The sequence below is a fragment of the Clostridium sp. OS1-26 genome (assembly GCF_030915445.1).
In the GTDB taxonomy this organism is placed as follows: Bacteria; Bacillota; Clostridia; order Clostridiales; family Clostridiaceae; genus Clostridium_AM.
This window is the reverse complement of the sequence record NZ_CP133264.1, coordinates 2512406-2538939: the sequence shown is the minus strand read 5'-3', so window position 1 is coordinate 2538939 and position 26534 is coordinate 2512406. Positions and strand designations below refer to the sequence as shown.

Sequence of the window (26534 nt, the reverse complement as noted above, 5' to 3'; positions counted from 1 at the left end):
TATAATAAATCATATAATTTATGATTCTTTTAATACTTTGACAAACTTTCGCTTTCCTACTTGAATTATGTCTTTATTTTTCAGGGGTGTATTCTCAAAATCCGAAACCTTTTCTCCATTCACCTTTATTCCTCCTTGAAGCATTAATCTCTTTGCCTCACTCCTCGAAGGTGCAAGCTTCGATTTAGTAATAATATCTATTATATTTTCCCCCTTCACTATATCTACACTAGGTATGTCTTCAGGAATTTCATTATTTTGAAAAACACTTTTAAAATGAGCTTCTGCTGCTGATGCTGCTTTATCACCATGATATAATATTACAATTTCCTTTGCCAATTTCATCTTAACATCTCTTGGATTATCTTCATTATTTTCAAGCATAGCTTTTATTTTATCAATTTCATCTGGATGTATGTCTGTAGCTAATTCAAAGTATTTTATTATTAATTCATCAGGAATTTGCATAACTTTGGAATAAATTTCTTCTGCGCTTTCATTTATTCCAATGTAATTTCCAAGACTTTTACTCATTTTTTCTTTTCCATCTATTCCTTCCAATATTGGCATAAACATAGCTATTTGACTTTCTTGATTGTATTCTTTTTGCATAGTTCTTCCCATCAAAATATTGAATCTTTGATCAGTTCCTCCTAATTCAATATCTGCCTTTAACTCTATTGAATCATAAGCTTGCATTAAAGGATAAAAAAACTCATGTATTCCGATACTAATTTGATTGTTAAATCTATTTTTAAAATCTTCTCTTTCAAGCATTCTCGCTACTGTTAGTTTTGAAGCAAGTTCGATTACATCTCTAAAATTTAGCCTACCTAACCATTCACTATTAAATCTTACTTCAGTTTTTTCCCTATCTAAAACTTTGAATATTTGTTTTTCATAAGTCTTAGCATTTTCAATTACTTGTTCTTTAGTTAATTGTTTTCTTGCCTTAGACTTTCCTGTAGGATCACCTATCATTCCTGTAAAGTCCCCTATTATTATGACTGCCTTGTGACCCAAATCTTGAAGCTGCTTAATTTTTCTTAGAACTACTGCATGCCCAAGGTGTATATCCGGTGCACTTGGATCAAGTCCTAATTTAACTACTAAAGGTTTATTTTCTTTTTGTGATTTAACTAATTTTTGTTCCAATTCCTCAATATTTATTATTTCAGCTGCTCCTTTTCGTATAATTTTAATTTGTTCCTTAATACTCATCATATAAACTCCTCCTTTATTTAAATCGATGATATATAAAATTTAGTTTTACAGCGTCTTAAGTTTTAAAGAAAATATATTTAAAAATAAAAAAACTCCCATCCTTATAAACATATAAGGACGAGAGTTTATTCCCGTGGTACCACCTTTATTTATTAATACCTCACAGTATTAACCTTTTCGAATACAATGCAATAATATATGAAACTCCTTCTCCTATCGTCGAATGAGTACTCACTGAGTAAGCGATTCACTTCAAATCATAGATTTGAGTTCTCTGCTTAAGCGACCATATCAAAATCACAGATTTTGTATGTCTGCTTAATCACATGATACTCTATCCTTTTAACGGTGGAAAGGATCCGTCAACAGCCTACTTCTTTCAAAAATGAAAGGTTTGGTGTGATGCTCAGAGATGTATTCAGAATATTTTTCTTTGCTCCCTCTCAGCGCCAGGAACTCTCTGTAAAAGACATATATATCTTACTTCTTCTCTTCGTAGCTTTGAATAATTTAGTTTTAAACATTTTACCATAATTATACACTAAAATCAATAGTTTAAAATATAATTATAAATTATTATTAGTATATCTTATATGATATACAACTATTCATCTATGAAAGATATGATATTAAACTTATGAATATATATCGGAAAATTCAATACTTACTTTCTCATTTAAATTATACTCTAAAACTGACATGCTACTAGAATAATCTTTACAAAATTCTGTTGCAGGCAGCTCTATAATAAATTCACTTCCAAATCCTTCTTCACTTATTAGTGTAATAGTTCCTTCGTGAAGCTCAATAAGAGACTTTACTAATCCTAATCCAATACCACTCCCTTCTCTATTGCGAGTAAAGGACTTATCCACTTGTTTAAATCTATCAAATACAAAAGGCTGTTGATCCTTTGGAACCCCTATTCCATTATCCTTTATAGATATAATTACAGCCTCTTTTCTATCAAAAACATTAACAAATATTGTTCCATTTTCTCTTCCAAACTTAACCGAATTTGATAGGAGATTTAAAATAACCTTTTCTATTGCTTCTGGATCAAAATCCAAATATTTCTCCTCAACTTCTGTGTCAAATATCAATGTCATATTCTTTGATTCTATATATGAAGAAACAGATAATGAAATATCTTCAACAGCAGAAACAATATTACTATAGGATAAATTCAACTTTAAAAATCCAGAACTAATTTTCGTTGAATCAATTATATTATTTATTAACCTTGATAGCCTATAACAATTTTGTTTTATTATAAAATTATACTTTTCTATAGTTTCATCTTTAGACTTTATGTTTATAACTTGTAGAGCACTGTATATTACATTTAAGGGAGTTCTAAACTCATGAGATAGGTTTGCAAAAAACTCTGTTCTAAGTCTTTCATTTTCACGAGCTTCATTTAATAATCTAGCAGTTTTCTCAGCTTTTTTTCTTTCAGAAACATCATATATAACTGTTATAAATAGATTCTCCTCTTTAATCATAATTGAGCAACTTTTTAGCTCAACATCAATAATTCTACCATCTAATGTGGTTAATCTATATTCAACAAAATCAAAACTATTTTTGACTCCCCTTCTTTGTCTATCTAATCTATCATTTAAATCTTCTAAGTGTTCTTTATGCGTCAAATCAGCTGGTGATTTCCCTACCAATTCTTCTTGGCTTTCTGCTCCAAATAATTCAATAGCTGAGTTATTAGCAAAAATTATTCTGTTATCAACTCTTAATATAACTGCGTCTGGCAAAAACTCTAAAAGCCTCTTATACATATCTTTGCTAATCTCAAGTTCCTTCTTTATTTCTTCTAACCTAAATTTTTCTTCATTTAGCTTATTAATTGCCTTTTCTAAATCAAAAGCTTTTAATTTTAACTCTAAATTTCTCATATTTACTTTACGAAACAACATATCAAAAGGAGTATTCAATACTTCTGCTACTAAAGCTTTGTATAAAAAATAATATGATATAAACTTTAAGATATGTGCTATTAAACTAAAATCATTGTAAACGGAGTCGCTATAAATAGTTATGGATCTTATTAATATTGTTATAAGTGCATATATGATCATATAAGTAGTAATTTTAGCGCTAAAATAATTTTTGCTTTTTATCAATAAATAAATAAATACTATCATATTAAAAATAATTATATATTCGCACTTATTTTCAAGGCTAGTTAGTCCTGAGCCATATACAAAAAATCTGGTAGTAAATTTGTATTAACAATTATGTATACCAGAAATATAGAACTCAATGCATAACAGTAAAATACTAAATAAGGCTTTATTTTTTTATGTAAAAATATAAACGATATAATAAGCGAAAAGCCTTCCATAAGTCTATATATTATATTAAACTGTAAAGATATGTTGATTGAATCTTTTGAGCCGCTAAATATGCCGGCAAAAGCTGCGCCATGAAGAAAGTTAAAGGAAGATGCGAAACCATACATAATTCCTAAATATGTAAAATAATTATTACAAGATATTCTATAGGTGTTAACCGCAATAATGCTTAACCCAAAGCAAATAGCTGTATTCAGCGTTTCTATAGTACTATGAAAAAAGATATAGTTTTTCTTTTCTGCATAAAGAGCGAGTAAAACAGTGCTAATAAGAATTATGACTTTATGAAAATTTAGTTTCCTTATAGGTTTAGTTAAATTAAAAATATCATAAGATTTTCTCGAAGCAGATTCCATAATACACCTCCCGAATACATTTTTACTATAATATTCTACAGCATACAAAAAAACCTGCTTTATTTGAAGATTTTTTAAATTTTTCTCCAAATAAATGATAATTTGTTAAAATTTTAATACTTATCTTAACATTTTGTAATAATCAAAATTGCTTGAATTACTTATTTGATCTTTTAAACATAAATTTATATTTGTTAAATATAAAAAGATATGCAAAATATCTTTTTTGCATATCTTTCATAAGAAGAATATTAGCAATATCATGGTTATTCTTCATCTTCACCTAAATGATAAGGATGGGTTGCAATTATGACATTCTCGTTTCTCAATAAGGTTTCTCTAATAAAGAAACTAGTATGATTGTGCAGAATTTCTCCCCACCATTCGTGAACTATAAATTCAGGTAGCACAACTGTTATTTTTTCATTTTCTCCTGCTGCTCTTACTATGTCACTTATATACTTGATTAATGGTGTAACTACAGCTCTGTATGGTGAGTACTTTGAAACTAAAAGTATATCTGTATTCAATTCCTTCCACCTAGTCTGTAGTTTCTCCATTGCTTCTTTACTTGTAGAGACATTTAAGGCTATTACATCTGGTGTAATACTTCTTGCATATTGCAATGCATTTAATGCAGCCTTGTTTATGCTTTCTATAGGTACTATCATTATATGGGTAAATTTTTTGTCTAAGTGAGATTCTGCTAGCTCCTCAGGATTAGTCCTCAAAAAGTCTGCCACATGATTATAATGTTTCTTAACTCTTACCATTCCAATTACAATTAAAGGAATAAGTATTGCAACTATCCAAGCACCTTCAGCAAATTTTTCAAAAGTAATTATTAGTGTTGTGATAATTGTTATAAATGCACCAAATCCATTAATAAATGCGCGCTTTTTCCATCCTGGTTCTTTTACACTTCTCCAGTGAAGGACCATACCTGTTTGTGCTAAGGTAAAAGATAGGAAAACGCCAACTGAGTATAGTGGTATTAATCTATGCGTTGTTGCATTAAATATAATAACAAGCACACATGCTACGAAAGATAGTGCTACTATCCCTGTAGAAAAGCTTAGTCTTTTTCCTCTCATTGTAAATTGTCTAGGAGCAAAACCATCCTTTCCTACTACATACATAAGCATTGGAAATCCCGTAAAGGCAGTATTACATGCCATAAGTAATATTACAGCAGTGGTAAATTGTACAACATAAAACATAAAAGTTTTACCAAAAACGCCATATGCAATTTGTGCAATTACCGTAGGATATCCTACTGGAACTGCATGATAAAATCTTGCAAGTAATGAAGTACCACCAAATATAAATAATATTAATGCAGATAGAAAAACCATAACGGTTATTGCACTTTTTTGTCTAGGTTCCTTAAAATTAGGAACAGAGTTGCTAACTGCTTCTAAGCCTGTTAAAGCTGAACAACCTGATGAAAAGGCTCTTAAAATTAAAAATATACTTACGGCTCCAGATGCCTTGATCTGTTCATTTACCATAGGAGTTGGAGCTCCATATATTGAAAATTTTATCATACCATATATAATCATAAAAATCATACTTAATATAAATAAGTAGGTTGGAATACTAAAAATTTTCGATGATTCACTTACACCTCTTAAATTTAAAATGGTCAATATGGCTATTAATCCTACAACTAAAGCAACTGTATGCCTTCCTAAGCTTGGAAATGCGGATACAATTGCAGCAACTCCAGAGCTGGCACTAACGGCCACTGTAAGAATATAGTCAATTAGAAGTGATGCACCAGCAATCAACCCTGCTCTTACTCCTAAATTTTCCTTTGCTACTACATAAGCTCCTCCACCCTGTGGATATGCCCTTATAATTTGAATATAAGAAACTGTAAGTATAATCAAAAGCCCTATAATCATTAGAGAAACCCATCCAAGCCAGACATAGGACATTAAACCTATTACAGCTATCAATACATAAAGAATTTCTTCCGCTGCATATGCTACTGATGATATTGCATCGCTAGCCATGATTGCAAGTCCAAAAGGGACATTATATTTTTCGTGTGCCTGTTGTTCATTTGCTAGAGGTTCGCCAATTAAAACATCTAGAAACTTTTTTACTATGCTATCTCCTCCACCCATATTATCTCCTCCACTTAGTAAATTAATATTGAAATTTAGTATATAATACCATAGTCGACAAATCTATTAATATTATTAGTTTTTTTGCAAAAATTTATCCAGTATATAATCTTTCATTACAAACTAAAAGCTGTATCTAAAAGCATATTATTTTACTTTTAGATACAGCTTTGTTTTAGTTACAGCACTCTATAGACCCTTGCTTCATATGGTTTTAATACAAAACTTGTTATATAATCATGCTCATATACATCATAGTTGCACAATAATAAATTATCATATGATAACTTTATATCTTTATGATAATATACAGATTCCAAGGCTGATAAATTACATATAACTATAGCTTTTTCTCCACCTAAAATACGAGTGTATGCATAAATTTGCTCATTCTCCTCTAAAATCAAATTATAGCTGCCATAAGTGAATATATCATTTTGCTTTTTAATAGAAATCATTTTTTTATAAAAATTTAATATAGAATTTGAATCTTGTAATTGTTTTTCTACATTAATTTCTTTGCAATTTTGGTTAACTCCAATCCAGGGCTTAACCGTTGAGAATCCTGCGTTCAATGATTTATCCCATTGCATAGGAGTACGGGAGTTATCTCTTGATGATGACCATATAATTTCCATTATATCTTCATGACTCATTCCCTGCTCTCTTTTAATAGTATACATATTCTGAGTTTTTACATCATTGTACTCCTCAACACTCTCAAATTTAACATTAGTCATACCAATCTCTTGACCTTGATATATAAATGGCGTACCCTGCATCATAAAATACATTACCGCTAATGCAGTGGCACTTTCACGCCAGTATTGTCTATCATCCCCCAGAGTAGATACAGCACGAGGTATATCGTGATTTTCAATGTACAATGCATTCCACCCTTTATTTTCTAATCCCTTTTGCCATTTTGATAAAATCTTTTTTAAGTTTACAAGATTAAGTTTATTAGTTGTTCCATCCTCCCATAAATCTAAATGTTCAAACTGAAATATCATATTAAACTTTCCATTTTTATCTCCAACCCAAAGCTCTGCATCCTCAACTTTTACACCATTAGCTTCACCAACAGTCATAATATCATACTTATCAAAAGTGCTTTCTTTTAGCTCTTTAAGATATTTATGAATCCCCTTTACATTCATATGTTTTTCAAAGGATGGTACATAATCTAGTCCCTCTGGATTAGTCATATTTTGCAAGCCATCTTCTTTTTAATATGACTTATTGCATCAACACGAAAGCCATCAATACCCTTATCTAACCACCAGTTAATCATACTATAGATAGATTCACGCATTTCTCTATTTTCCCAGTTTAAATCTGGTTGTTTTGCTGAGAACAAATGCAGATAGTATTGCTCTGATGTTCCATCATATTCCCAGGCAGAGCCGCCAAAAATACTTTCCCAGTTATTTGGCTCATTTCCATATTTACCATCACGCCATATATACCAATCACGTTTTGGATTATCTCTTGAAGAACAAGACTCAATAAACCATGGATGCTCGTCACTAGTATGATTTATAACCAGGTCAATTATAAGTTTCATACCACGTCCATGGACTTCTTTCATTAGTTTATCAAAATCATTCATTGTACCAAATTCTTGCATAATATCTTGATAATCGCTAATATCATAGCCATTATCATCATTTGGCGACTTATACATTGGGCAGATCCATATTACATCAATTCCTAAATCTTTTAAATAATCTAGCTTAGAAACTATACCTTGTAAATCACCTATTCCATCGCCATTAGAATCCATAAAACTTGCGGGATATATTTGATAGGCAATGGCTTCTTTCCACCAAACTTTCTTCATATAGTATCTTTCCTTTCCATTACAGCAAGAGCAACAGCTCCTATGACCCCTGCATCAGTTCCTAATGCCGCAGGCACTATATTTGTACTTTTCCACATAGCTTCAAAGCATCTAGCCTTGACTACTTCATTTATCTTATCAAAGACTATTTGCCCTCCCTTTGAAACTCCACCACCAATTATAACTACCTCTGGATCAAAGGAGATGATTACATTAGCAACACATATTCCAAGATAATTTAAAGCTTTGTTAAGTACATTTTGTGCTAATTCATCTCCTTTTTCTGCTTCCTTAAATACTTCAAAGGATGTTACCTTCTCATAACGAGCTAAGGAAGTTTTTTCTCCATTTTTTATCGCTTCATTTGCAGCTCTACCTATAGCTGTACCTGACGCTAATGCCTCTGCACAGCCATAGTTTCCGCAATTACAGCGAGGACCCTCTTTTTCTAAAGTCATATGTCCTATTTCTAAGGCATTGCAAGTGTTTCCTCTATAGATTTTTCCATTTAATACAGCGCCTCCACCTATACCAGTGGAAACTGTTATAAACACCATATTATTTGTACCTTTTCCAGCTCCGAAAACATACTCACCAATAGCTGCTACATTAGCATCATTGTCTAAGTAAACTGGAATATTGAATTTATCTTTTAAAGACTTAACCACATTAAAATTCCTAAAAGGAAGATTTGGAGCAGTAATAATTTTTCCTTCTTTTACGTTTAAAATCCCTGGACATCCTATTCCTATAGCTAAAACATCATCCTTATTAACCTTAGATTCCCCTAATACCCTTTCCCCTACAGCTATTATTCTCTCTAATACTGCCTCTTCTCCCTCTTCTGCTTTTGTAGGAAGTGTATACTTTTCAACTATATCTCCATTAAAATTTGCAAGAACTCCACTTATCTTTGTTCCACCTAAATCAATTCCTATGATATATTTACTTTCTACAATAATCACTCCTTATTTCTACCTCTACTCCATAATGATCTGACACAACCATATTATTAATACCGTTAAATATTACTCCTGTAATACGATTAATAAGTATAAAAGCCATTGAAGATGCAAAAGCACCACCAGCACGTTCCTTAGCCCAGGAACCTCCAATTCATGCAAACGATACTTATTATTTTTATATTATTTGTGCAAACGTTTGTCTTATGGTTAAATTATATTTTTTAATGAAAAGGTTGTCAATACATTCTGATAAAATAAAAATTGTCTGTACTATATTGTACAGACAATTTTTATTTTTTTACAGTTGATTCCCGTTCTATTAAATTAGTTTCTATGATGTAATGTGTTTCTCTTACTCTATTCTGAAGTCTATCAATCAATAATTTTGCAGCATAATATCCTATTTCTCCCGAATTAATATCCACCGAAGTTAAAGATGGCTTTTGATATTCTGCCAATGGATTGTTATTAAAACCTACTATACTTACACCTTTAATATTACTTTCCACTAAATAGGAATTAACTCCAAAAGCGAGAAGATCATCTGTAGTTACTATTGCTGTAGGAATCTTTATATCTAATATTGTTTTCACCGCTTCATAACCTAAATCTTTTTTAAAAGTATCAACCTCTATAATAATGCTTTCATCAACATCAATCCCGTGGATTTTATGCGCTTGTTTATATCCACTTAATCTGTCTTTAGAAACATTTAGCTCGCTATTAGCTCCAATAAAAGCAATTTCCCTATGTCCTCTACGCAACAATTTACTAACTGCATCATACATAGCATGAAAATTATCATTATCTACCCAAAGCACATTTTTTGTATCTTCAGGTCTTCCAATCACTACAAAAGGGAAACTTATTTCCTGAAGATATTTTATGCATCTATCTTTAAAACGAGCTACAGTAAGAATTATTCCATCAACTAGATTACTATTTATATAATTCTTTATAGATTCCTCTTCCTCCTCTTCTGTCTTACAAAAAGTATACATTATATAATATCCTGATTTTTTGGCATAAGCACTTATGCCTGTCATAACCTGTATAAAAAATGGATTCTTAGATAAGTCCTCTGCTTCACTTGGCAAAACTATGCCTATAACTTTAGTCGCCTTATTGGTCAAGCTTCTAGCTATTATATTAGGATGATAATTTAATTTTTTTATTGCCTCCTTAACCCTTTTCTTTGTCTCATCGCTTATTCTAGGATTTTCAGCAATAACTCTTGATACCGTTGATGGAGAAACATTTGCCTCTCTCGCCACATCTTTTATTGTGACACTCATTCAATTCACACCCTATTCCTTATTATAATAGTGTTCAACCGTTTTCATATACCATAATTTTATATAAATAAATCTAGGGTGTCAATATTATTACAGGCTTTTCTTTATGCCAAGTTCTAAGATAGTTTTCTATTCTTTCTCAAATAATAAATGGCAATCACACATAAATTTAGCAGTGTAAACAATCCACTTATAATTTTATCACTATCTTTGTTCCTTCTGAAACCTTGCTAAATACCTCTATTTCTCCATTATGCACTTCTATAATTTCCTTACTTATAGCCATTCCAAGACCTGAACCCTTATGACTTTCACCTGTGTTTGTAGCTCTATAATATCTATGAAATAGAGATTTTAACTCTTCTTCCTTAATTCCATTTCCATTATCCGTAATTTCTATTATAACACCGCTGTTTTCACTTATATTAATATCCACTATTGTATCCTTTGGATTATGAACTATTGCATTGAATAAAAAGTTGCATAAAGCTCTCTTTATATATTTTTTATCGCAACATATATATATTTCCTCAGAATCATAATTAATGTTAATATTTATATCTGAATAAACTGGATTATTCAGAATATCAATTACTGTTTCTCGTGCAATATCAACTATATTCTCTCTTTCCAGCTTAAGTGGAATTACTTTATTTTTAAATTTATATATTAAGGAAAGATCATTAATTAATTCTTGAATATACTCTGTTTTATTTATAATAATTTCTCCGTATCTTTTAATATCTCTCTCCTCTAAATGATAGTCATCATTTAATAAAAGCTGAGCATATCCATTAACTGATGATAAAGGAGTCTTTAAATCGTGAGCAATATTTGCAATCCATTCTTCCTTTAGCTTATCAACGCTTTTTCTTTCCTCCTCATTTTCCTCTAACTTCTTAGCCAATTTATTAATATTTTCATTTACCTCAGTGTAAACTCCTATTTTTTTGATACTTTTAATCTTAAATTTCCCTTGTGATAATATCTTAATATTGTCTATAATATCTGCTATAGGTGTCGCAAGCTTTCTGCTAAATAAATACCCCATTAATATTGTCAAAACAAAAGCTAAAATTATTAGTGCAAAATAAAACTTTATAGTTTCCTCGTTAAAGACCAGTACACGCTGTGATATCTTTTCTATTGGAAATCCTAATATCAAGCTGTATTTCTGTCCACCCTTATTAAATACCTCTGTATGTATAGTAGAAGGTTTAGGCATTTTCCATCCATTGACGGTATAATCCACGAGTTCTCCTGCTAAATACTCTGTTGGTATCTCTTTGGGCTTATTCACATTATAAACCTCTCTACTATAACTATCTAAGACTTGAATCCAAATATTATTTTCTGTTAACACTTTTATATCATCCTCATTTAAATTAAAGCTTTGAGCTCCATTTATCAACTTGTCTCTGTACTTTTGTGAAAACTCAGTTGTACTAAATGTGAAATTATAAAAGTTCTTTGAAAAAGCCATCCCCTTATGAATACTCAATATATTCACAGCAAAAAACACAAATTGTATTAAAAATAAAATAATTACATTCCAAAATAAAAATTGCATTGTCAATTTTTTTTTCATACTATTCAACCACCAACTTATACCCTAACCCTTTTAAAGTCTTTATATATTCTGGACTGCTTGGGTCTTTCTCAATCTTTTCTCTTAGATGTCTTATATGCACCATTATGGTATTATCATAACCATCATAATCAAAACCCCATACATTAGTGCATAAACTATTTTTGCTAAAAATTTTATTTGGATTTTTAGCTAAAAATAATAATAGTTGATATTCCTTGGCTGTTAAAGTTATTATCTCTTTCCCCTTTAGTACTTCTCCATTTTCTTCATTTATAGTAATGTTTCCAAACTGCAATTTCTTCTCTTTTACTTCTATAGGTACATAGTTATTTCTTCTTAATTGCGCTTTTATTCTTAAAACAACTTCTTTTATATTAAAAGGTTTAGTAACATAGTCATCACCACCAGCTTCTAACCCGCTAAGCTTATCCTCATCTTCTCCTTTTGCTGTTAGAAATATTATAGGGCAAAAGGAAAATTTTCTTATTTTATCACATACCATATAACCTTCAATGTCTGGCAAATTAACGTCAAGAAGTATTAAATCTGGCTCTATTTCCTTTGCAGTTAATATACCATCTATTCCTGTAGAAGCTTTATAAATATTATTAAATCCCTCTCTTTTTAAAACTTCCTCCAGCAAGCTTAATAATTGCTCTTCATCATCTACAAGTAATATTTTTTTATCTAACAATTCATCTTCTCTTATCAAAATGGACACCTCTCTATCAGCCAGTTTTTCATATTATACCATATATAAACTTATATAATATCCCTTCTCCTAAAGTTATACATATCTAAGAAAAAAATAGATATAAATATTAAGGCACTTATAAGAAGAAAAGGCAATACTTCTGTTACTATACTAAGACCACCTTGTATTAAGGCTAAAGGATAAGTCCATGGATCATATTTCCAATAGCTTGATTGAACTATTAACATTGATGAAAGAATAAATACCATTCCCACTCCTAGAGATAAAACAAATGAGCTAAATCTATTTGATAAAAAGAATAGTATTGCTATAAAAGGCTGTAGCGCTATGAAGATAAATATTATATTTACAAACATTTCTACTGGAATAATTCCCTTAGCTCCAAGCAAATATGCAGTTATTGTATACTCTACTAAATATGCAGCTAAAGTTGCTGCTAAAACTAAGAGTACCACTAAATATTTTGTTAAATATATTTTTTCTCTTTTAACAGGCATAACTAAAAGCTGCTTCCAACCATTATTTAAGTTTTCTATCCTGCTCATCATTATTATCACGTACATTATTAGAATAGGTAAAATCGCTCCTACAAATATAGTGTCAGAACCTACTGCTAGTCCATCCCAAGGGGTAACTTGAGGTGCCTTTACCTTTATAAAGCTGTAGAATTTTATACCTAATAGAAGAACCAATGCTGGTGCCAAAATTGCCATTTGAAAAATTGAAAGCCTCTTTAACTTTAATAACTCACCTTTTAATAATTCCATAATGCCCCTCCTATCAATAACTTTCTTTTTTATTAAAATATATCAATGTACTCAATAATCCTATAATAATCAAAACTACTGACATTATAATTTGTAGTCTTAAGTTTGTTGTCACTAATCCATCTGAAAAAGATGAAAAGGAATAAGGGTTATATTTACTTAAAGTTTCTCCTCGATAAAATATCTGGGAAGAAACAACGGATAAAATAGCAGCTATCCATATTGATTTTAAGGTATTTTTATTTTTTATTGTAATAAATAAATGTATTGTCATTACTGATGCCACTGATATAAGCTGTATAAAAAACATTTTTACAAAATACATTCCATTAATAGCTTCTGGAAAATCCATGATTTTTCCTACTAGGATTAATGATAAAATATTTACAAGCAGCATAATTGCCATAAAACTTAAGCTTGTTATGAATTTTGATATGATAACTTTTTCCCTTGAAACGGGATGAGCTAAAGACAGTGTCCATCCATTATTTTTATATTCATTGTCAAACAAAGAAGAAATTATTATGGCTCCAAACAAAGGTAAATATTCCTTAAAGAAAACCATCTTTTGTTCTAACAATAGCATTTGCCAGGATGTAATGCCTTTTTGGACTGCAAGTGGGTAAAGATAATTTTCATACCTTATACCAAAATCAATTAATAATAACAGTGAAGTAAATACTGGTATAGCTATAATAATAAAAATTAGCATACTTCTCTTTTGTTTATACATATCATTGATTATTAAATCCCCTAACATACCTCTCCCTCCATTGTTAATGATAAAAATATATCCTCTAAGGACTTTTTATCTTCTGATAAGTGATTAACTTCAACCCCTGATAATACAAGCTCTTTACACAACTTTGATGCTGATAAGCCTTCGGCAGTAACACATAACTTACCTTTTTCTTCTTTCACTCTATATCCTCTCTTACGAAGCAACTCTAACGTACCTGGTCTATTTGAAACTCCTACAAGTATTTTTGAGTTGTTATTTTCTCTTAAGCTTTCTATAGTGCCTTGATATAAAAGCTCACCCTTTTTAATTATTCCAACCTCATCCGACATCAGCTCTATTTCACTTAAAATATGGCTTGATACTATTACTGTAATACCTTTTTCCCTCGGCAATGATTTAATCAGCTCTCTAATCTCTTGAATACCAGCAGGATCTAATCCATTAGTTGGTTCATCTAAGATTATTAATTTGGGATCTCCCATTAAAGCCTGCGCTATACCTAATCTCTGCTTCATACCTAAGGAAAATTCTTTTACATTCTTATCCTTAACTTCAGATAACCCTACAAAGTCTAGTACTCTATCAATCTCCGACTTATTAAGCTTTAAAACCTTTCTAGTTATTTCTAAGTTTTCATAAGCAGTTAAATGTCCATAATATGAAGGTGATTCAACTAAAGCACCAACATTTTTCAATATTTCCTCTCTCTGATCCTCAATACTTTTCCCAAAAACCTTTACCTCACCAGAAGTTGGTTTAATTAGGCCTAATAACATTCTTATAGTAGTAGATTTTCCTGCTCCATTTGGTCCTAAAAATCCATAAATACTTTCTGCTTTAACCTTTAAGTCTATATTTTTTACCGCTTTAAAATCCTTAAAAATTTTTGTTAAGTTCTTAGTTTCTACAATATAATTATCCATAGCGCTCTACCTCACACCCTTCTTATTATTTAGCTTTTGCTTCCTTAGCGTTAAATTTACTTGAAGCCAAATATAAAATATACATTAGTACCCCTGATCTATATAAACCATCTAAATTAATTCCTGTAAATCTACCTATTGTAGATGTCACTGTCCCCATTAATATTACTATTATTAAAGCTTTAAATAACTTTTTCATTTCTCCTCTCAACTGCCTTATGTATTTATAATAACTAAGGTAGTTTAAGTTATTATTCAGCCAACCTTAATTCTAGCTTAATTTAATAGTTTTTATTTAAATTAGTGTGAGTCTCTTATACTTTATAAAAATAGCACGTTTCTGATGACAGTCATAAATACTATATAAAAAAAGTTTCATGTTTAATGAGAACAAAGACGAGTTAACAAAAGTTGTAAATTTTTTAAAGAACTTTAAAAAATATCTGTAGAATTTACTGAAAATCAGGTTTCGCTAGTTAAGAGATTAATTATAGATAAAGAGAGTCCTTTGAATAGGTTGTACTGGAGTACAAAATTAGAGTAGCTTATATAAAATATTATAATAAATGCTTAGTGATACCATCACTAAGCATTTATTACTGAAATATTATCATTTTCTTCTGTCCAAAACTACTTTTAAATATTTGTTTCATTATATTGTTTTAGAAAAATTTTTACAATTAAATAGCTATATTATAACTTTATACTGTATAGAAGCTAAAAAATTTTTCCCTCTTCTCTAACAAATCTTTGAAATTTCCTTTTTCAACTATGTGTCCATTTTCCATATATATTATCTCATCATATAAACTTAATAATTCTTCACTCATTTTATGAGTAATTGTAATTAAAGTTAAGTTTTCTATACTTAATAGTTTGCTTTCTATATCATAGGCTGTCTGCATATCTATAGCGGATGTACTTTCATCCAGTACAAGTATCGGTGTTTTTTGAACTAGAGCTCTAGCTATCGCGATCCTTTGTCTTTGGCCTCCTGAAAGATTACTACCATTTTCTCCAACTAAATAATTTAACCCACTGTCTATCTCTTCTATAAATTTATTTGCGCCACTTAAGTTTAAAGCGTTATTTATCTGTTCTTTTGAGAGCTCCTTGTATAAACATATATTATCTTTTATAGTTTTGTCAAACATATATACATTTTGATGTATGATAGAAATCATTTTGTTTAACTGTTCTATATCTAAATTCTTAATATTGTTTCCATCAAATTTTACATCTCCGCTAAAGTTGGAATAATACCCTAGCATTAACTTTATTAAAGTAGATTTACCACATCCACTTTCCCCTAATATTGCATATTTTTTGTTTTTATCTATCTTTAAACTTATATTATCAATAATAGGTCTTTCACTGCCATAATTAAAAGATAAATTTAACACCTCTAAGTCATTATTAAAACAGGGTTTATCCTTACCTATAAAATCAGTATCTTTGTAATTAGAAAAATCGTCAATTCTTTTAATTATAGGTTTAACGCTATTGAGTTTAGGAACATTGCTCATTATCATTATTATAGGCTGTACAAAAGTAGCAGAAAGTTGAACAATAGCAATAAGCATTCCCATAGTCAAACTACCTTTTATAACCAAATATGCTGATAAAAATATAGCTACAAATTGCGTTCCCATTCCTAGCACTTGAGATAGTGATTCATTTATTACAAATATCTTATCCGCTGTGAATTTTGCATTCGCTAAATTATTATTTTCCTCCTGAAACTCTTTAGTTATATTACTCCTTAAATTGTATGACCTGATAACATCATAACCAGAGAATATGTCTTTGAGTTTAGAAGTAAAAAATGATAGTCTATTTGAAAGTTCTAATTGTTTATTTTCTAAAGCTTTACCAAATATATTTGGTACTATAAAAATTAATAACATACTTATAAAAATTCCTAATGTAACTAATGGACTTAAATATAATAGAAGAATAACTGTTACCATAAACATAACACTACATTGGAGAATTAATAGCAATGGAACAACATAGTTTTCTTCTATTAATTTCATATCATTTGTTAACACTGAAATATAATCAGCTGTATTTTTTGAATTAAAATCCTTATAATTTCTTCTAAGTATACCTAAAAACACTTTATCTCTTAGCATTTTCAATAAATTTCTGATGAACATTTTGCTTAAAATATCATATATAAAATATAGTAATCCTATAAGAACACCATATCCTGCGGAATATATTAATATCTTCTTGAAACCATACATATTTCCAGCAGTAACATAGTCTATAGTTGTTTGTATGAATAGTGATAGCCCCACCATAGCTGCTGATGATATTACGCTAAATATAACTGTTAATAATAATAGTAGTTTATTTTTCTTAATACATTCTTTCATAGCAATTCTCCTAATTCAAATTAATATAATTATATATTCATCTAATTAATTAGATAATAATAAAACTTATATTTTTATAATATTATTTAATTAGATACTTGTCAAACAAATTTTATAAGTTTCTAATATATTTAAATAAAAAAACTCTCAGTTAAATGAGAGTTTTTTATAATAATACATTATTAAGTTCATCTATAAGATTTTTTAATCCGGCTTTATTTAAATTATAATATACCTTACCTTGTTTCTTTTCTACAACAACCATGCTACACTCTAATAATGATCCCATATGATATGAAACTGTAGCTGGAGTAAGCTTTAAAGCTTCAGCTATCTCTAAACTATATTTAGGGCCAGCTTTTAAAAGTGCTATTATTTCTAATTTACTTTTATCACTTAAGGCCTTTAATTTTAAAATAAGTTCTCCCCTATTCCCCATAGAATAAATATACTCTTTGCATATAAGGTCATATAATAGACCCATGAAGTACGTATTCTTAAACTCAAATAATATAGTACCAAATGATAATGTAGGAATTATAGTAATCTTATTATCACTATTTTTTATGATATTATTTAATACCTCACATTTATCCGAATTAACATATTTAATGTAATCACCTATTAGTTTAGATAATGGTTTTTCAACAACTTTATAAGCCTCGTTATATGCATTTCTATTATCTTCTATTATATTAATCAAAGATTTGTAATACTTTTTAGGGTCATTTAAAATGACCATTAACTTCCATTTAGTATTTTCTTTAAGGTCTAGTCCTTTTAAGAATTCTACTATATTATTTAATGTATTAATAGAATCTATAGTCTTTTCATCCTCAAATGCCTCATTGTAAACATCTAAAATTATAGATTTAAGCTGATCATTTGTTACATTATCTAAAGAATATATTAACTCTTTATTGTTAATTAGAACAAAAGCAATTGACATAAAAATATATGCATCATCTTCATCAAAGAATAGTATCTCATTTTCATTAATAACCTTATATTTATCAAAAGTTTTTATATATTTATCAACTACCTTAAAATTTTTTCTTAGAAATAATTCTCCATTAACTCCATTATTATTAAGTTCTTTTATTAAATCATTAATAATTTCTTCATAGTTATGACTCATATAAATTAATCCAAATATCTCACAAATGGGATCTAATTTGTCAAGTATTTTAATTTTCATATTATTCACTCCCATAAATTAGTTTACTAGAATATCCATATTATATCATAAAAATGAAAATATGTTTGGATTGCTTTATTTGTGTCAAGTTCTAGTGGGTAATTCTATTTTAAAAATTTCTCCATTATAAATTCAGTTGAAAATTTTATTCCTAAAGGGCCTCGCCCGCAACCCAAAAGTGCGCACTTATCCCGTTAAATTTTTATCTGTAATTTAAAAAACTATCTATAAACAAGTTCGCTAAAATTTCTTTCTTGAAAAAAGCTTTGTATAGCTTTTCTAGGATGATTATCTACAATAACTATTTTAATGATACTCCCCTCCCCATTTTATTTACTAATACATTAACCGCGAAGAACAGTTAAAATTTTGTAATATGTATAAAAATAATCTACATTAAAATTAATGTAGATTAGGTCGGCTGCACCACTAACTTAGCATGATCTAGGTGCCCAAATATAGAACATGCTTCATTGTTCCCCACTTTATATATTTTTTTCTACTACTACCTATGACATATATTTTTTTATAATTATATTGTAAACTTACCTGAAAAATTCCTTTGAAATTATATTCAAGGATATTTCTTTAAATATATTTTTTCAATATAATCTACAGATTTCTCTAATACGGTCGTTATATATTCATAGGTTTCAATAACGGAAATGAGACCTTACCTATAAAGTTCACTACTTATCAAATCTTATTCGTATATCTCATCTATCTATAGCAAATTCTTTTTAATCTCTAGTAAATAGTTTTTTCTTATAATAAGGAAATACATAATTTGAATAATCAACACAATTCCTATTATCTGAAATACTGGCACAGCTATTTCAATTGCAAAAGCATATTTTAATGCACTCATAGCAAAGAAAAAATGTATTACAGCAATTATATAAGGCAGTAAAAATAATACCCCTATCTCGATATTTAATACTTTTTTTATTTCTTTATAGGTTAATCCTATCTTATTTAACTGTCTATATTTATTTTTATCCTCTATAATATCCATGTAGCACTTGTTATACAAGAAGCTTGCCGTTGTCACAAAGAAGATAAGTCCTATGAATATCACACTGAACAAAATTACACCATAAGCTATTTTAGTACTTTCTAATATATGAGCTTTGAGAAAATTTTTATAAATATTATCTCCTTCATCGTCTCCAAAATTATTATAATAGCTATTACATATATTCAATGTATCCTTATAATTCTCTACATTTAATGCTCCAAAGTAACACTTAACACCATTTATCTTTTCATATACATCATCTTTAACTATATATACATCTCCATAAAATGTTGGAATTACTCGTTTATCACTCTTTTTAGCAACTTGTAATTCTATATTATCTAGAATAATATTTTTTCTTTCATATTCGGCTAAAGGTACCGCTATTATCGTCTCATTTCTATTAAAAGAAATAATATTTAAAGCTAATGTTGATGCTAGTTTTTTATAAGTGGTTTCTTTAATTACAGCTATCTTATCTTTTTCACTCTTAGAAATAATAACCTTCATTTCGTCATTAACTTTAGTATAATCCATACCTTGATCTTTTAATGAATTTTCTATGAAATCAGCTTTCAAATGAACTTTGCTTTTATTTTTATAAGTATCAGAACAGAAAAATGCCTGTGGAAAATCTCTATTTATCTGTGTCTCTTTATCTCTCCAGTAGGCATATACTGATCCTATCGCTGAAAGTGCAACTGTTGAAGTTATTGTAATTAAGAAAAACATTCTTGTATTATCTTTTATTCTATATAATAAATTTGATACCCATAATACTGTAGTCTTCTTCATATATAAATTTCTGTTCTTTTTAATCAATTTAATTACAAATGTACTTAATTGAGAAAATAAAAGATAAGTTGCCACAATAACCATTGTTGTTACAGGTATTATTCTATTGGCTATTGTTTTTTCACTTGATGTAATTGACATATAATATCCCACTATTAATAATACTAGACATATAATAACAAGAATAATAGAGGATTTTGGTTCAGATTTTGGCTTTTTAGTGCCTTTAAGTAATTTTAAGACCATATCTTCTCTTATAATGAAAGAACAAAATATTGAAATTACTACTCCTATCATTATAAATCCGATAAAGGTAATACTCATAGCTCTAACTGGAATATAGAATTCTAATGCATTAAATCCTAATAATTTACCACTGACTGCTAAAAGTATTTTGGAAAAAATCACTCCTAATACTATACCTACTACTCCTGATACTGAAGTAATAATTATATTTTCAATGCTTATCATTCTCTGTATTTGTTTTTTCGACGAGCCTATAATATAAAGTACTCCAAATTCTTTATATCTACTTTTTAAAAATGTACTTACTGAATAGAAAACAAAGAAACATAAAAATAAGTATGAAATAACTGTTGTCATATAAAGCGAATTCCGTAAATACCCAGGTAATTTAATCACCACGAATTTAGGGTGAAAAATGATCATAGTAAAAGAGAATAATAGTGCTGCTGATATGCCGCTGCTTAAAAAGTAGGCAAAATATGCTTTTGCATTTCTATATACATTTTTAGTGGCAAACTCTCTAAAATTCATTAGTTTCCACCTCCAAGTAATGCAAGCACATCAATAATTTCTTGATAAAACTGCTGTCTGCTGTCTCCTTTATAAATTTCATTATATATAGTTCCATCTTTTATAAATAGAATTCTACTGCAATAACTTGCCGACAGTGGATCATGAGTTACCATCATTGTAGTTACTTTTTCTTCTTTATTGATTTTTTCAAATAGCTCCATTACAGTTTTTGCTGCTTTGGAATCCAAATTACCAGTTGGCTCATCTGCTAGTAGCAAAGTAGGCTTATGTATTAATGCTCTTGCAACAGCTGTTCTTTGAGATTGTCCCCCTGATATTTCAAAAGTTCTCTTGTTAACTATATTCTCTATTCCAAGTATCTTCGCTATTCTATCAAGTTCATTATCTTGATCTTTAACTGGCACTCCATCTAATGTAAGTGGAAGCACTATATTTTCACCAACAGTTAAGGTATCTAATAAGTTGAAATCTTGAAATACAAAGCCTAGTTCCCTTCTTCTAAATAACGCCAAATCATCTCCCTTAAGTCTTAAAGGATTTTTATCCTTTATTCTTATTTCTCCGGAGGTTGGTTTATCTACTGTTGAAATCATATTTAATAGGGTTGTTTTTCCACTTCCTGATGGCCCCATTATTCCTACAAATTCTCCTTCTTCTATATTAAAACTTATATTGTCCAAGGCACTAAATATTACTTTCTTGCCATATACCTTACTTAAGTTCGAAACCTCTAAAATTTTCATTTTCATGACCTCCTTCTATGCTGATAAAGTAATAACCTTGGTTAATACTAATACTCCAAGTAAAACACCTGCTGCAACTCTATATACTGCAAAAACTTTCATTGGCTTCTTTTTTAAATAATTAACAAATTTATTCATAACAATTATAGCTACTAAAAAAGCCACAATAAATCCTACTATTAATGCAATCCATAACGTTGGTGTCATTATAGAATAGTCAAATTCAAATAAGTCTTTTCCTGATGATCCTATCATTGCTGGAATAGCTATAAAAAATGAAAATTCTGCTGCTATTGGTGTTGATAATCCTGCTATCCATCCACCCATTATTGTAGATGCACTTCTTGACATTCCCGGCCACACAGCAAGAAGCTGTAATAACCCTACTACGAATGCTTGCATAGGTGTTATTTTGTCTATATTTTCAATCTTGTGAGCCTTATTTCTGTATATATTTTCTATTATTATTAACAATACTCCTCCAACTATAAACCCAATTATAACAGCTTCTGGTATAAACCTTGCTTTTATTTTATCGTAAAATAATACTCCTACAGCCGCCATTGGGATAGATGCTGCAATAACATTTATTCCAAATCTAAATCCTGTCTTTCCTTTTTTTCCTTTAGTAAATATAAACCTAAAAAATTCTACAATACTTTCTTTGATTTTTTCCCAATACAAAACAACCACTGCCATTATAGCTCCAAGCTGAATTACAACTTCAAACATCTTAGCAAATTCTCCATTAAAACCAATTGCCCATCCAACTAATATCATATGCCCTGTAGAAGATACAGGTATAAATTCAGTTAATCCCTCTACTATAGCAATTATAATTGCTTTAAACATAAATATCATATCCATTCCTTAACACTCCTTACAAACTATTTATTACTTGTGTATAGTTTATAATAATAGTGTGTAAGCTGCTATCTCCAAAGCTTACAGGAATGTGACATGTATGTAAGATTCTATTATTCAAGCAAAAATAGCAAATAAATAGTTAAACTATCCATTTGCTATTTAATATACATCTTCAAAAATAGACCAGAATATTATTAGATATCTTTAATATGTCTTACACTGCTATTTCAAATATTATTGTAACCTTTGTTCCTTCATTAATATTAGACTCTATTTCTAATTCATGCCCTAAATTCCTACAAACCTCTTTAGTTATATATAATCCCATACCCGTAGACTCCCCAAACTTACGTCCATTCTCTCCAGTAAAGAATGGATCAAATACTCTTTTAATATCTTTACTTGGGATTCCTACTCCATAATCAATAACACTTAATTTAATTTCTTTTTCATCTTCACAGGCTTTTATAATTAATTCTTTTCCCTTATCCTTTGAATACTTTATGGCATTAATAATAAGTTGCCCTAATGCAAACTTTAACCACTTTTTATCACTATATACTTCAATACCTTCATCTATTTCTACTTTAGGAATTATTCTGCTTTTTATAAAAACCTTCTTTTCATCATTTACTGTGTCAAGAACTAACTTCTTTAAAGAAATCTGCTCTGCTAGAAAGTCTTTTTTAAAAGAATCTATTCTTGCATAATGCATTGCCATATTTAAACCTTTATTTAATTTACTAATCTCTTCTTCTATGCTTAAAGTCTTTTCTTCTCCTTGATACTCTTGAAGCTGCAGTTGTATTACGGAGAGAGGTGTTTTCATTTGATGTACCCACTGATTAATAAAAGTTAAATGCTCATTATGAATTTTATTACACTGTTGTATTTCAGCTTCATATAAATTATGCTGCTCCTTTAATATATCAGAAATATTTCGACTTAAGTCCGAACTGCCAAGTTCTAAAAAAGCATCATTTAAACAAGTTATCTTATTTTGAAGCAATTTGTACAACTGTCTATTTTGATAATATTTATAAGCTAAAAAGCACACTAAAATAAATGTATTAAATATCATTATATAAATAATCTCACTAAACTTTATAAACCCCATGACATTACAATACATGATTGTTAGAGCTAAACTTAATAAATATATAAAAATATAACCTCTATTATCCTTTAAAAATAATTTCATATCATTTAATGCTACCAGGTTTTATTTAACCTGTAACCTACCCCTCTTATAGTCTCTATGCCATTGTCTATACCTATAGCCTGAAGCCTTTTTCTTATTCTGCTGATATTTACACTCAAGGTATTTTCCTCTACAAATTCAATATCATCCCATATCTTTTCTAAAAGAAAATCTCTACTAACTACCCTAGGGTACTTTTCTATAAGGCATTCTAGGAGTATCCCTTCCCTTTTAGTGATGATTAATTTTTCACCATTAAACTCCACTTCTAATCTTTCTGGATAGAACTTTAAACTATCAACTTCTACTATTCTTTCCTCTGATTTATGTGCATAATCTCCAAAGGCTCTTCTTATATGACTTTTTATCTTTGCAATAACAACATCAAAATAAAATGGTTTCAATATGTAATCATCTGCTCCACTCTCCAAAGCTATAACCTGATCCATTCCGCTGTCTCTTGCAGATATAAATATTATAGGTATCTTCGATTGCTGTCTTATCTTTCTGCACCAGTAGAACCCATCAAATTTAGGTAAATTAACATCTAGCAATACTAAGTCTGGTTTATATTCATTAAAGCCTATCATTATATCTTCAAAATTATCCTCTGCTCTTACCTCAAAATCATATTTAGATATATATTGTTGTAGCAAATTGCTTATTGATAAATCATCTTCTATAATATATATTTTGTATTTCATATTGATTTCTCCCTAATTTAGCATCTTATAAAGAACTTCAAAATACCATGTACTATTTTGCCAATCTGGTATTATTTTCTCAGAACAATTATACTATTTATCTTGTAATCTTTAAACCTTGAAAATACAAGTTTTGATTAATAATACTAAGCATTGGCTTGAAGTTTCAAGCAGACATAACCTCGCCCTCAAGCGAATGATGACTCAATATTTATCTAATAACTTTTCCCTTCTATAATCTTTAAATTATAGTTTATTAACTATTGTGTTCCATGTTAATTCTAAAACTCCTGTCATATTTGATTGCTCATTTGAAACGTATGTAATAACTGCATTTTTCTCTGGCAATATTACTACATATTGTCCATACAATCCATCCATTCGATAGGAATTAGGATATGAATTCATCCATATTTGATAACCATATCCTTGTTTATGATCCATTGTTGCAAAATACTCATTGAATTCAGATTTATCAATTTTGTCATTTAAGCTAAAATATCCTTCACTTTCTGCAATACCGATTCCCATAGATGTAAATGTCTTGCTTACAGACCATAAAAGAGTTGGTTTTGCTTCTTCAAAGTTATGTTCAGCAATTATATCTCCGTACTTTGCATTGTAAAATTAAAAATAAAAAAACCATATTGGATTTCTCCAATACAGTTATATACGTTCATGGGTTTCAACAATAGAAGTTAACCTTACCTAACTCCTGTAGAACCAAAGCCACCTTCTCCTCTTGATGTGTCTGTAAGCTCTTTTATTTCCTTTATAGTAACAGTGAACACAGGTTTAACAACCATTTGTGCAATCTTCATCCCTTTTTCTACATAGAACTCCTGCTTACCATGGTTAATTAATATTATGCCTATTTCACCTCTATAACCTTCATCTATTGTTCCAGGTGTATTTAACACTGTTATTTGATTTTTTAAGGCTAATCCACTTCTTGGTCTTATCTGAGCTTCAGTTCCCTTAGGAAGTTCTATCTGTATTCCTGTTTTAATAAGTTTAGATTCCCCAGGTAATATCATCAAGTTATCTACTGAAAATAGATCTAATCCAGCATCCCCTGCGTGAGCATACTCTGGCATCTTAGCTTCCTCATTTATTCTTTTAACTTTTAATTCAATCATGTTTGTCCCTCCATTCTATAGTGTCTTAATCTATTGCAGCATTTACATAAAATATTATAGCACAACGTCTCCGCCGTTTATTATATTCATATATAATTTAATCTTCTCATAAGCTAACCTTCGGCCTTAAGCCCTACATAAGACTATAATACCTTTCAATTTTTTCTTTTAGCTCCATAATACTAATAAACCTTGCCCCTCTTATAGTTTCTTTCTCATCTATAAACATAAGAATACAAGGTAAAGTAAATACACTAAAAGTTCCAGCAGCAGCTGGAATACTATCAATTTCTATTTTTGCAAATTTAACTTTAGGATACTGTTTAGGCAACTCTTGAAGCTTTGGCAAAAGATCAACACAAACACTGCAGCTGTTTGATGAAAAATAAAGCATAGCTATTCTATTGTCTTTTATAAAATTTTTAATTTCTTCTACTGAATTTAATATTTCCATAAAGTTATCCTCACTAAAATTTATTAAATTAAAATATCTCTCTTTTTAAAAATACTTATACTTAAAATATAAAATAATATTCCCTTTACCTTATCATTAGCTCTATTTAACATACCAACTCCTCTAAAACTTCATCTACTTTTCCTTCAGGTATATCTGGTATTAGATTTGCCATAAGTTCAAGATTTTTGCGTCCAGATAAATAAGAATGAAATTTTGGCACCTCAACAATAGCTCCAACCTTCTCTATGGCCTTATGAAATTCTTTTTTCAAATCATATTTATTTAATCTTATAGTACCATTATCTGGATATATGCATATATAATAAGAC

The 26534-nt window shown here is 29.3% G+C and carries 22 protein-coding genes, 2 pseudogenes, 1 riboswitch and 1 other annotated feature; all 24 genes and pseudogenes read right to left on the bottom strand.

Going from position 1 to position 26534, the window contains the following annotated elements; genetic code table 11:
* Nucleotides 1-18 precede the first annotated feature (18 nt).
* The 24 genes and pseudogenes from tyrS to RCG18_RS12255 all read right to left on the bottom strand — a co-directional run bounded on the left by tyrS (nucleotide 19) and on the right by RCG18_RS12255 (nucleotide 26476).
* A complete protein-coding gene (gene tyrS, locus RCG18_RS12370) occupies nucleotides 19-1224 on the bottom strand; it encodes a tyrosine--tRNA ligase (protein WP_308041576.1) in 1206 nt (401 codons plus the stop codon).
* A gap of 110 nt (nucleotides 1225-1334) precedes the next feature.
* Nucleotides 1335-1730: a binding site (T-box leader), on the bottom strand.
* Nucleotides 1731-1859: 129 nt separating this feature from the next.
* Nucleotides 1860-3017 (bottom strand): ATP-binding protein, encoded by a 1158-nt coding sequence (locus tag RCG18_RS29030; RefSeq protein ID WP_374119137.1) that lies wholly within the window; start codon nucleotides 3015-3017, stop codon nucleotides 1860-1862.
* 204 nt (nucleotides 3018-3221) lie between these two features.
* Nucleotides 3222-3949, bottom strand: a pseudogene (locus tag RCG18_RS29025) (MASE3 domain-containing protein); the annotation flags it as partial.
* Nucleotides 3950-4215: 266 nt separating this feature from the next.
* The gene (locus tag RCG18_RS12355) at nucleotides 4216-6063 is read right to left on the bottom strand and encodes an APC family permease (RefSeq protein ID WP_308042019.1); all 1848 of its coding nucleotides are present in this window, start codon (nucleotides 6061-6063) and stop codon (nucleotides 4216-4218) included.
* A 197-nt stretch (nucleotides 6064-6260) separates the two neighbouring features.
* Nucleotides 6261-7924, bottom strand: a pseudogene (locus RCG18_RS12350) (alpha-glucosidase).
* Nucleotides 7921-8889: an ROK family protein gene (locus RCG18_RS12345; RefSeq protein ID WP_308041575.1), complete on the bottom strand. Its 969-nt coding sequence runs from the start codon at nucleotides 8887-8889 to the stop codon at nucleotides 7921-7923. Before RCG18_RS12345 ends, RCG18_RS12350 begins: the two are co-directional and overlap by 4 nt.
* Nucleotides 8890-9179: 290 nt before the next feature.
* A complete protein-coding gene (locus RCG18_RS12340; RefSeq protein ID WP_308041574.1) occupies nucleotides 9180-10184 on the bottom strand; it encodes a LacI family DNA-binding transcriptional regulator in 1005 nt (334 codons plus the stop codon).
* Between the two features lie 190 nt (nucleotides 10185-10374).
* Nucleotides 10375-11772 carry a HAMP domain-containing sensor histidine kinase gene (locus RCG18_RS12335; protein WP_308041573.1) on the bottom strand — a complete coding sequence of 466 codons (1398 nt, stop codon included), beginning with the start codon at nucleotides 11770-11772 and terminating at the stop codon, nucleotides 10375-10377.
* Nucleotide 11773: 1 nt separating this feature from the next.
* Complete coding sequence (locus RCG18_RS12330; RefSeq protein WP_374119092.1) at nucleotides 11774-12487, bottom strand: response regulator transcription factor; 714 nt, start codon at nucleotides 12485-12487, stop codon at nucleotides 11774-11776.
* Nucleotides 12488-12537: 50 nt separating this feature from the next.
* Entirely contained in the window at nucleotides 12538-13257 is a 720-nt protein-coding gene (locus RCG18_RS12325; RefSeq protein ID WP_308041572.1) for an ABC transporter permease, read from the bottom strand.
* Nucleotides 13258-13270: 13 nt separating this feature from the next.
* Nucleotides 13271-14017 carry an ABC transporter permease gene (locus RCG18_RS12320; protein WP_308041571.1) on the bottom strand — a complete coding sequence of 249 codons (747 nt, stop codon included), beginning with the start codon at nucleotides 14015-14017 and terminating at the stop codon, nucleotides 13271-13273.
* Nucleotides 14011-14922, bottom strand: coding sequence for an ABC transporter ATP-binding protein (locus RCG18_RS12315; RefSeq protein ID WP_308041570.1), 912 nt, complete (start codon nucleotides 14920-14922; stop codon nucleotides 14011-14013). Before RCG18_RS12315 ends, RCG18_RS12320 begins: the two co-directional genes overlap by 7 nt.
* A 25-nt stretch (nucleotides 14923-14947) precedes the next feature.
* Nucleotides 14948-15121 (bottom strand): hypothetical protein, encoded by a 174-nt coding sequence (locus tag RCG18_RS12310; RefSeq protein ID WP_308041569.1) that lies wholly within the window; start codon nucleotides 15119-15121, stop codon nucleotides 14948-14950.
* A 502-nt stretch (nucleotides 15122-15623) separates the two neighbouring features.
* Entirely contained in the window at nucleotides 15624-17303 is a 1680-nt protein-coding gene (locus RCG18_RS12305) for an ABC transporter ATP-binding protein (RefSeq protein ID WP_308041568.1), read from the bottom strand.
* Between the two features lie 166 nt (nucleotides 17304-17469).
* Nucleotides 17470-18501, bottom strand: a complete 1032-nt coding sequence (locus RCG18_RS12300; protein WP_308041567.1) for a winged helix-turn-helix domain-containing protein — start codon at nucleotides 18499-18501, stop codon at nucleotides 17470-17472.
* Nucleotides 18502-18907: 406 nt separating this feature from the next.
* Nucleotides 18908-18991: riboswitch (cyclic di-GMP riboswitch) on the bottom strand.
* Between the two features lie 234 nt (nucleotides 18992-19225).
* Nucleotides 19226-21091, bottom strand: coding sequence for an ABC transporter permease (locus tag RCG18_RS12295; RefSeq protein ID WP_308041566.1), 1866 nt, complete (start codon nucleotides 21089-21091; stop codon nucleotides 19226-19228).
* On the bottom strand, nucleotides 21091-21837 hold the full coding sequence (locus RCG18_RS12290) for an ABC transporter ATP-binding protein (protein WP_308041565.1): 747 nt from the start codon (nucleotides 21835-21837) through the stop codon (nucleotides 21091-21093). Before RCG18_RS12290 ends, RCG18_RS12295 begins: the two co-directional genes overlap by 1 nt.
* A gap of 15 nt (nucleotides 21838-21852) precedes the next feature.
* Complete coding sequence (locus RCG18_RS12285; protein WP_308041564.1) at nucleotides 21853-22704, bottom strand: undecaprenyl-diphosphate phosphatase; 852 nt, start codon at nucleotides 22702-22704, stop codon at nucleotides 21853-21855.
* A gap of 214 nt (nucleotides 22705-22918) precedes the next feature.
* A complete protein-coding gene (locus tag RCG18_RS12280; RefSeq protein WP_308041563.1) occupies nucleotides 22919-23905 on the bottom strand; it encodes a sensor histidine kinase in 987 nt (328 codons plus the stop codon).
* 11 nt (nucleotides 23906-23916) lie between these two features.
* Nucleotides 23917-24609 carry a response regulator transcription factor gene (locus RCG18_RS12275; protein ID WP_308041562.1) on the bottom strand — a complete coding sequence of 231 codons (693 nt, stop codon included), beginning with the start codon at nucleotides 24607-24609 and terminating at the stop codon, nucleotides 23917-23919.
* A 246-nt stretch (nucleotides 24610-24855) separates the two neighbouring features.
* Complete coding sequence (locus RCG18_RS12270; RefSeq protein WP_308041561.1) at nucleotides 24856-25140, bottom strand: serine hydrolase; 285 nt, start codon at nucleotides 25138-25140, stop codon at nucleotides 24856-24858.
* A gap of 173 nt (nucleotides 25141-25313) precedes the next feature.
* The gene (dut, locus tag RCG18_RS12265; RefSeq protein WP_308041560.1) at nucleotides 25314-25748 is read right to left on the bottom strand and encodes a dUTP diphosphatase; all 435 of its coding nucleotides are present in this window, start codon (nucleotides 25746-25748) and stop codon (nucleotides 25314-25316) included.
* A gap of 133 nt (nucleotides 25749-25881) precedes the next feature.
* Nucleotides 25882-26202: a thioredoxin family protein gene (locus tag RCG18_RS12260; RefSeq protein WP_308041559.1), complete on the bottom strand. Its 321-nt coding sequence runs from the start codon at nucleotides 26200-26202 to the stop codon at nucleotides 25882-25884.
* A gap of 106 nt (nucleotides 26203-26308) precedes the next feature.
* A complete protein-coding gene (locus RCG18_RS12255; protein ID WP_308041558.1) occupies nucleotides 26309-26476 on the bottom strand; it encodes a hypothetical protein in 168 nt (55 codons plus the stop codon).
* Nucleotides 26477-26534: the final 58 nt, after the last annotated feature.

What these genes read in the sequence shown, in the direction of transcription:
- tyrS (WP_308041576.1), bottom strand. Translation starts at nt 1,224, where the DNA reads ATGATGAGTATTAAGGAACAAATTAAAATTATACGAAAAGGAGCAGCT.
- RCG18_RS29030 (WP_374119137.1), bottom strand. Translation starts at nt 3,017, where the DNA reads ATGTATAAGAGGCTTTTAGAGTTTTTGCCAGACGCAGTTATATTAAGA.
- RCG18_RS12340 (WP_308041574.1), bottom strand. Translation starts at nt 10,184, where the DNA reads ATGAGTGTCACAATAAAAGATGTGGCGAGAGAGGCAAATGTTTCTCCA.
- RCG18_RS12335 (WP_308041573.1), bottom strand. Translation starts at nt 11,772, where the DNA reads ATGAAAAAAAAATTGACAATGCAATTTTTATTTTGGAATGTAATTATT.
- RCG18_RS12325 (WP_308041572.1), bottom strand. Translation starts at nt 13,257, where the DNA reads ATGGAATTATTAAAAGGTGAGTTATTAAAGTTAAAGAGGCTTTCAATT.
- RCG18_RS12320 (WP_308041571.1), bottom strand. Translation starts at nt 14,017, where the DNA reads ATGTTAGGGGATTTAATAATCAATGATATGTATAAACAAAAGAGAAGT.
- RCG18_RS12315 (WP_308041570.1), bottom strand. Translation starts at nt 14,922, where the DNA reads ATGGATAATTATATTGTAGAAACTAAGAACTTAACAAAAATTTTTAAG.
- RCG18_RS12310 (WP_308041569.1), bottom strand. Translation starts at nt 15,121, where the DNA reads ATGAAAAAGTTATTTAAAGCTTTAATAATAGTAATATTAATGGGGACA.
- RCG18_RS12305 (WP_308041568.1), bottom strand. Translation starts at nt 17,303, where the DNA reads ATGAAAGAATGTATTAAGAAAAATAAACTACTATTATTATTAACAGTT.
- RCG18_RS12300 (WP_308041567.1), bottom strand. Translation starts at nt 18,501, where the DNA reads ATGAAAATTAAAATACTTGACAAATTAGATCCCATTTGTGAGATATTT.
- RCG18_RS12295 (WP_308041566.1), bottom strand. Translation starts at nt 21,091, where the DNA reads ATGAATTTTAGAGAGTTTGCCACTAAAAATGTATATAGAAATGCAAAA.
- RCG18_RS12290 (WP_308041565.1), bottom strand. Translation starts at nt 21,837, where the DNA reads ATGAAAATTTTAGAGGTTTCGAACTTAAGTAAGGTATATGGCAAGAAA.
- RCG18_RS12285 (WP_308041564.1), bottom strand. Translation starts at nt 22,704, where the DNA reads ATGGATATGATATTTATGTTTAAAGCAATTATAATTGCTATAGTAGAG.
- RCG18_RS12280 (WP_308041563.1), bottom strand. Translation starts at nt 23,905, where the DNA reads ATGAAATTATTTTTAAAGGATAATAGAGGTTATATTTTTATATATTTA.
- RCG18_RS12275 (WP_308041562.1), bottom strand. Translation starts at nt 24,609, where the DNA reads ATGAAATACAAAATATATATTATAGAAGATGATTTATCAATAAGCAAT.
- RCG18_RS12270 (WP_308041561.1), bottom strand. Translation starts at nt 25,140, where the DNA reads ATGGGAATCGGTATTGCAGAAAGTGAAGGATATTTTAGCTTAAATGAC.
- dut (WP_308041560.1), bottom strand. Translation starts at nt 25,748, where the DNA reads ATGATTGAATTAAAAGTTAAAAGAATAAATGAGGAAGCTAAGATGCCA.
- RCG18_RS12260 (WP_308041559.1), bottom strand. Translation starts at nt 26,202, where the DNA reads ATGGAAATATTAAATTCAGTAGAAGAAATTAAAAATTTTATAAAAGAC.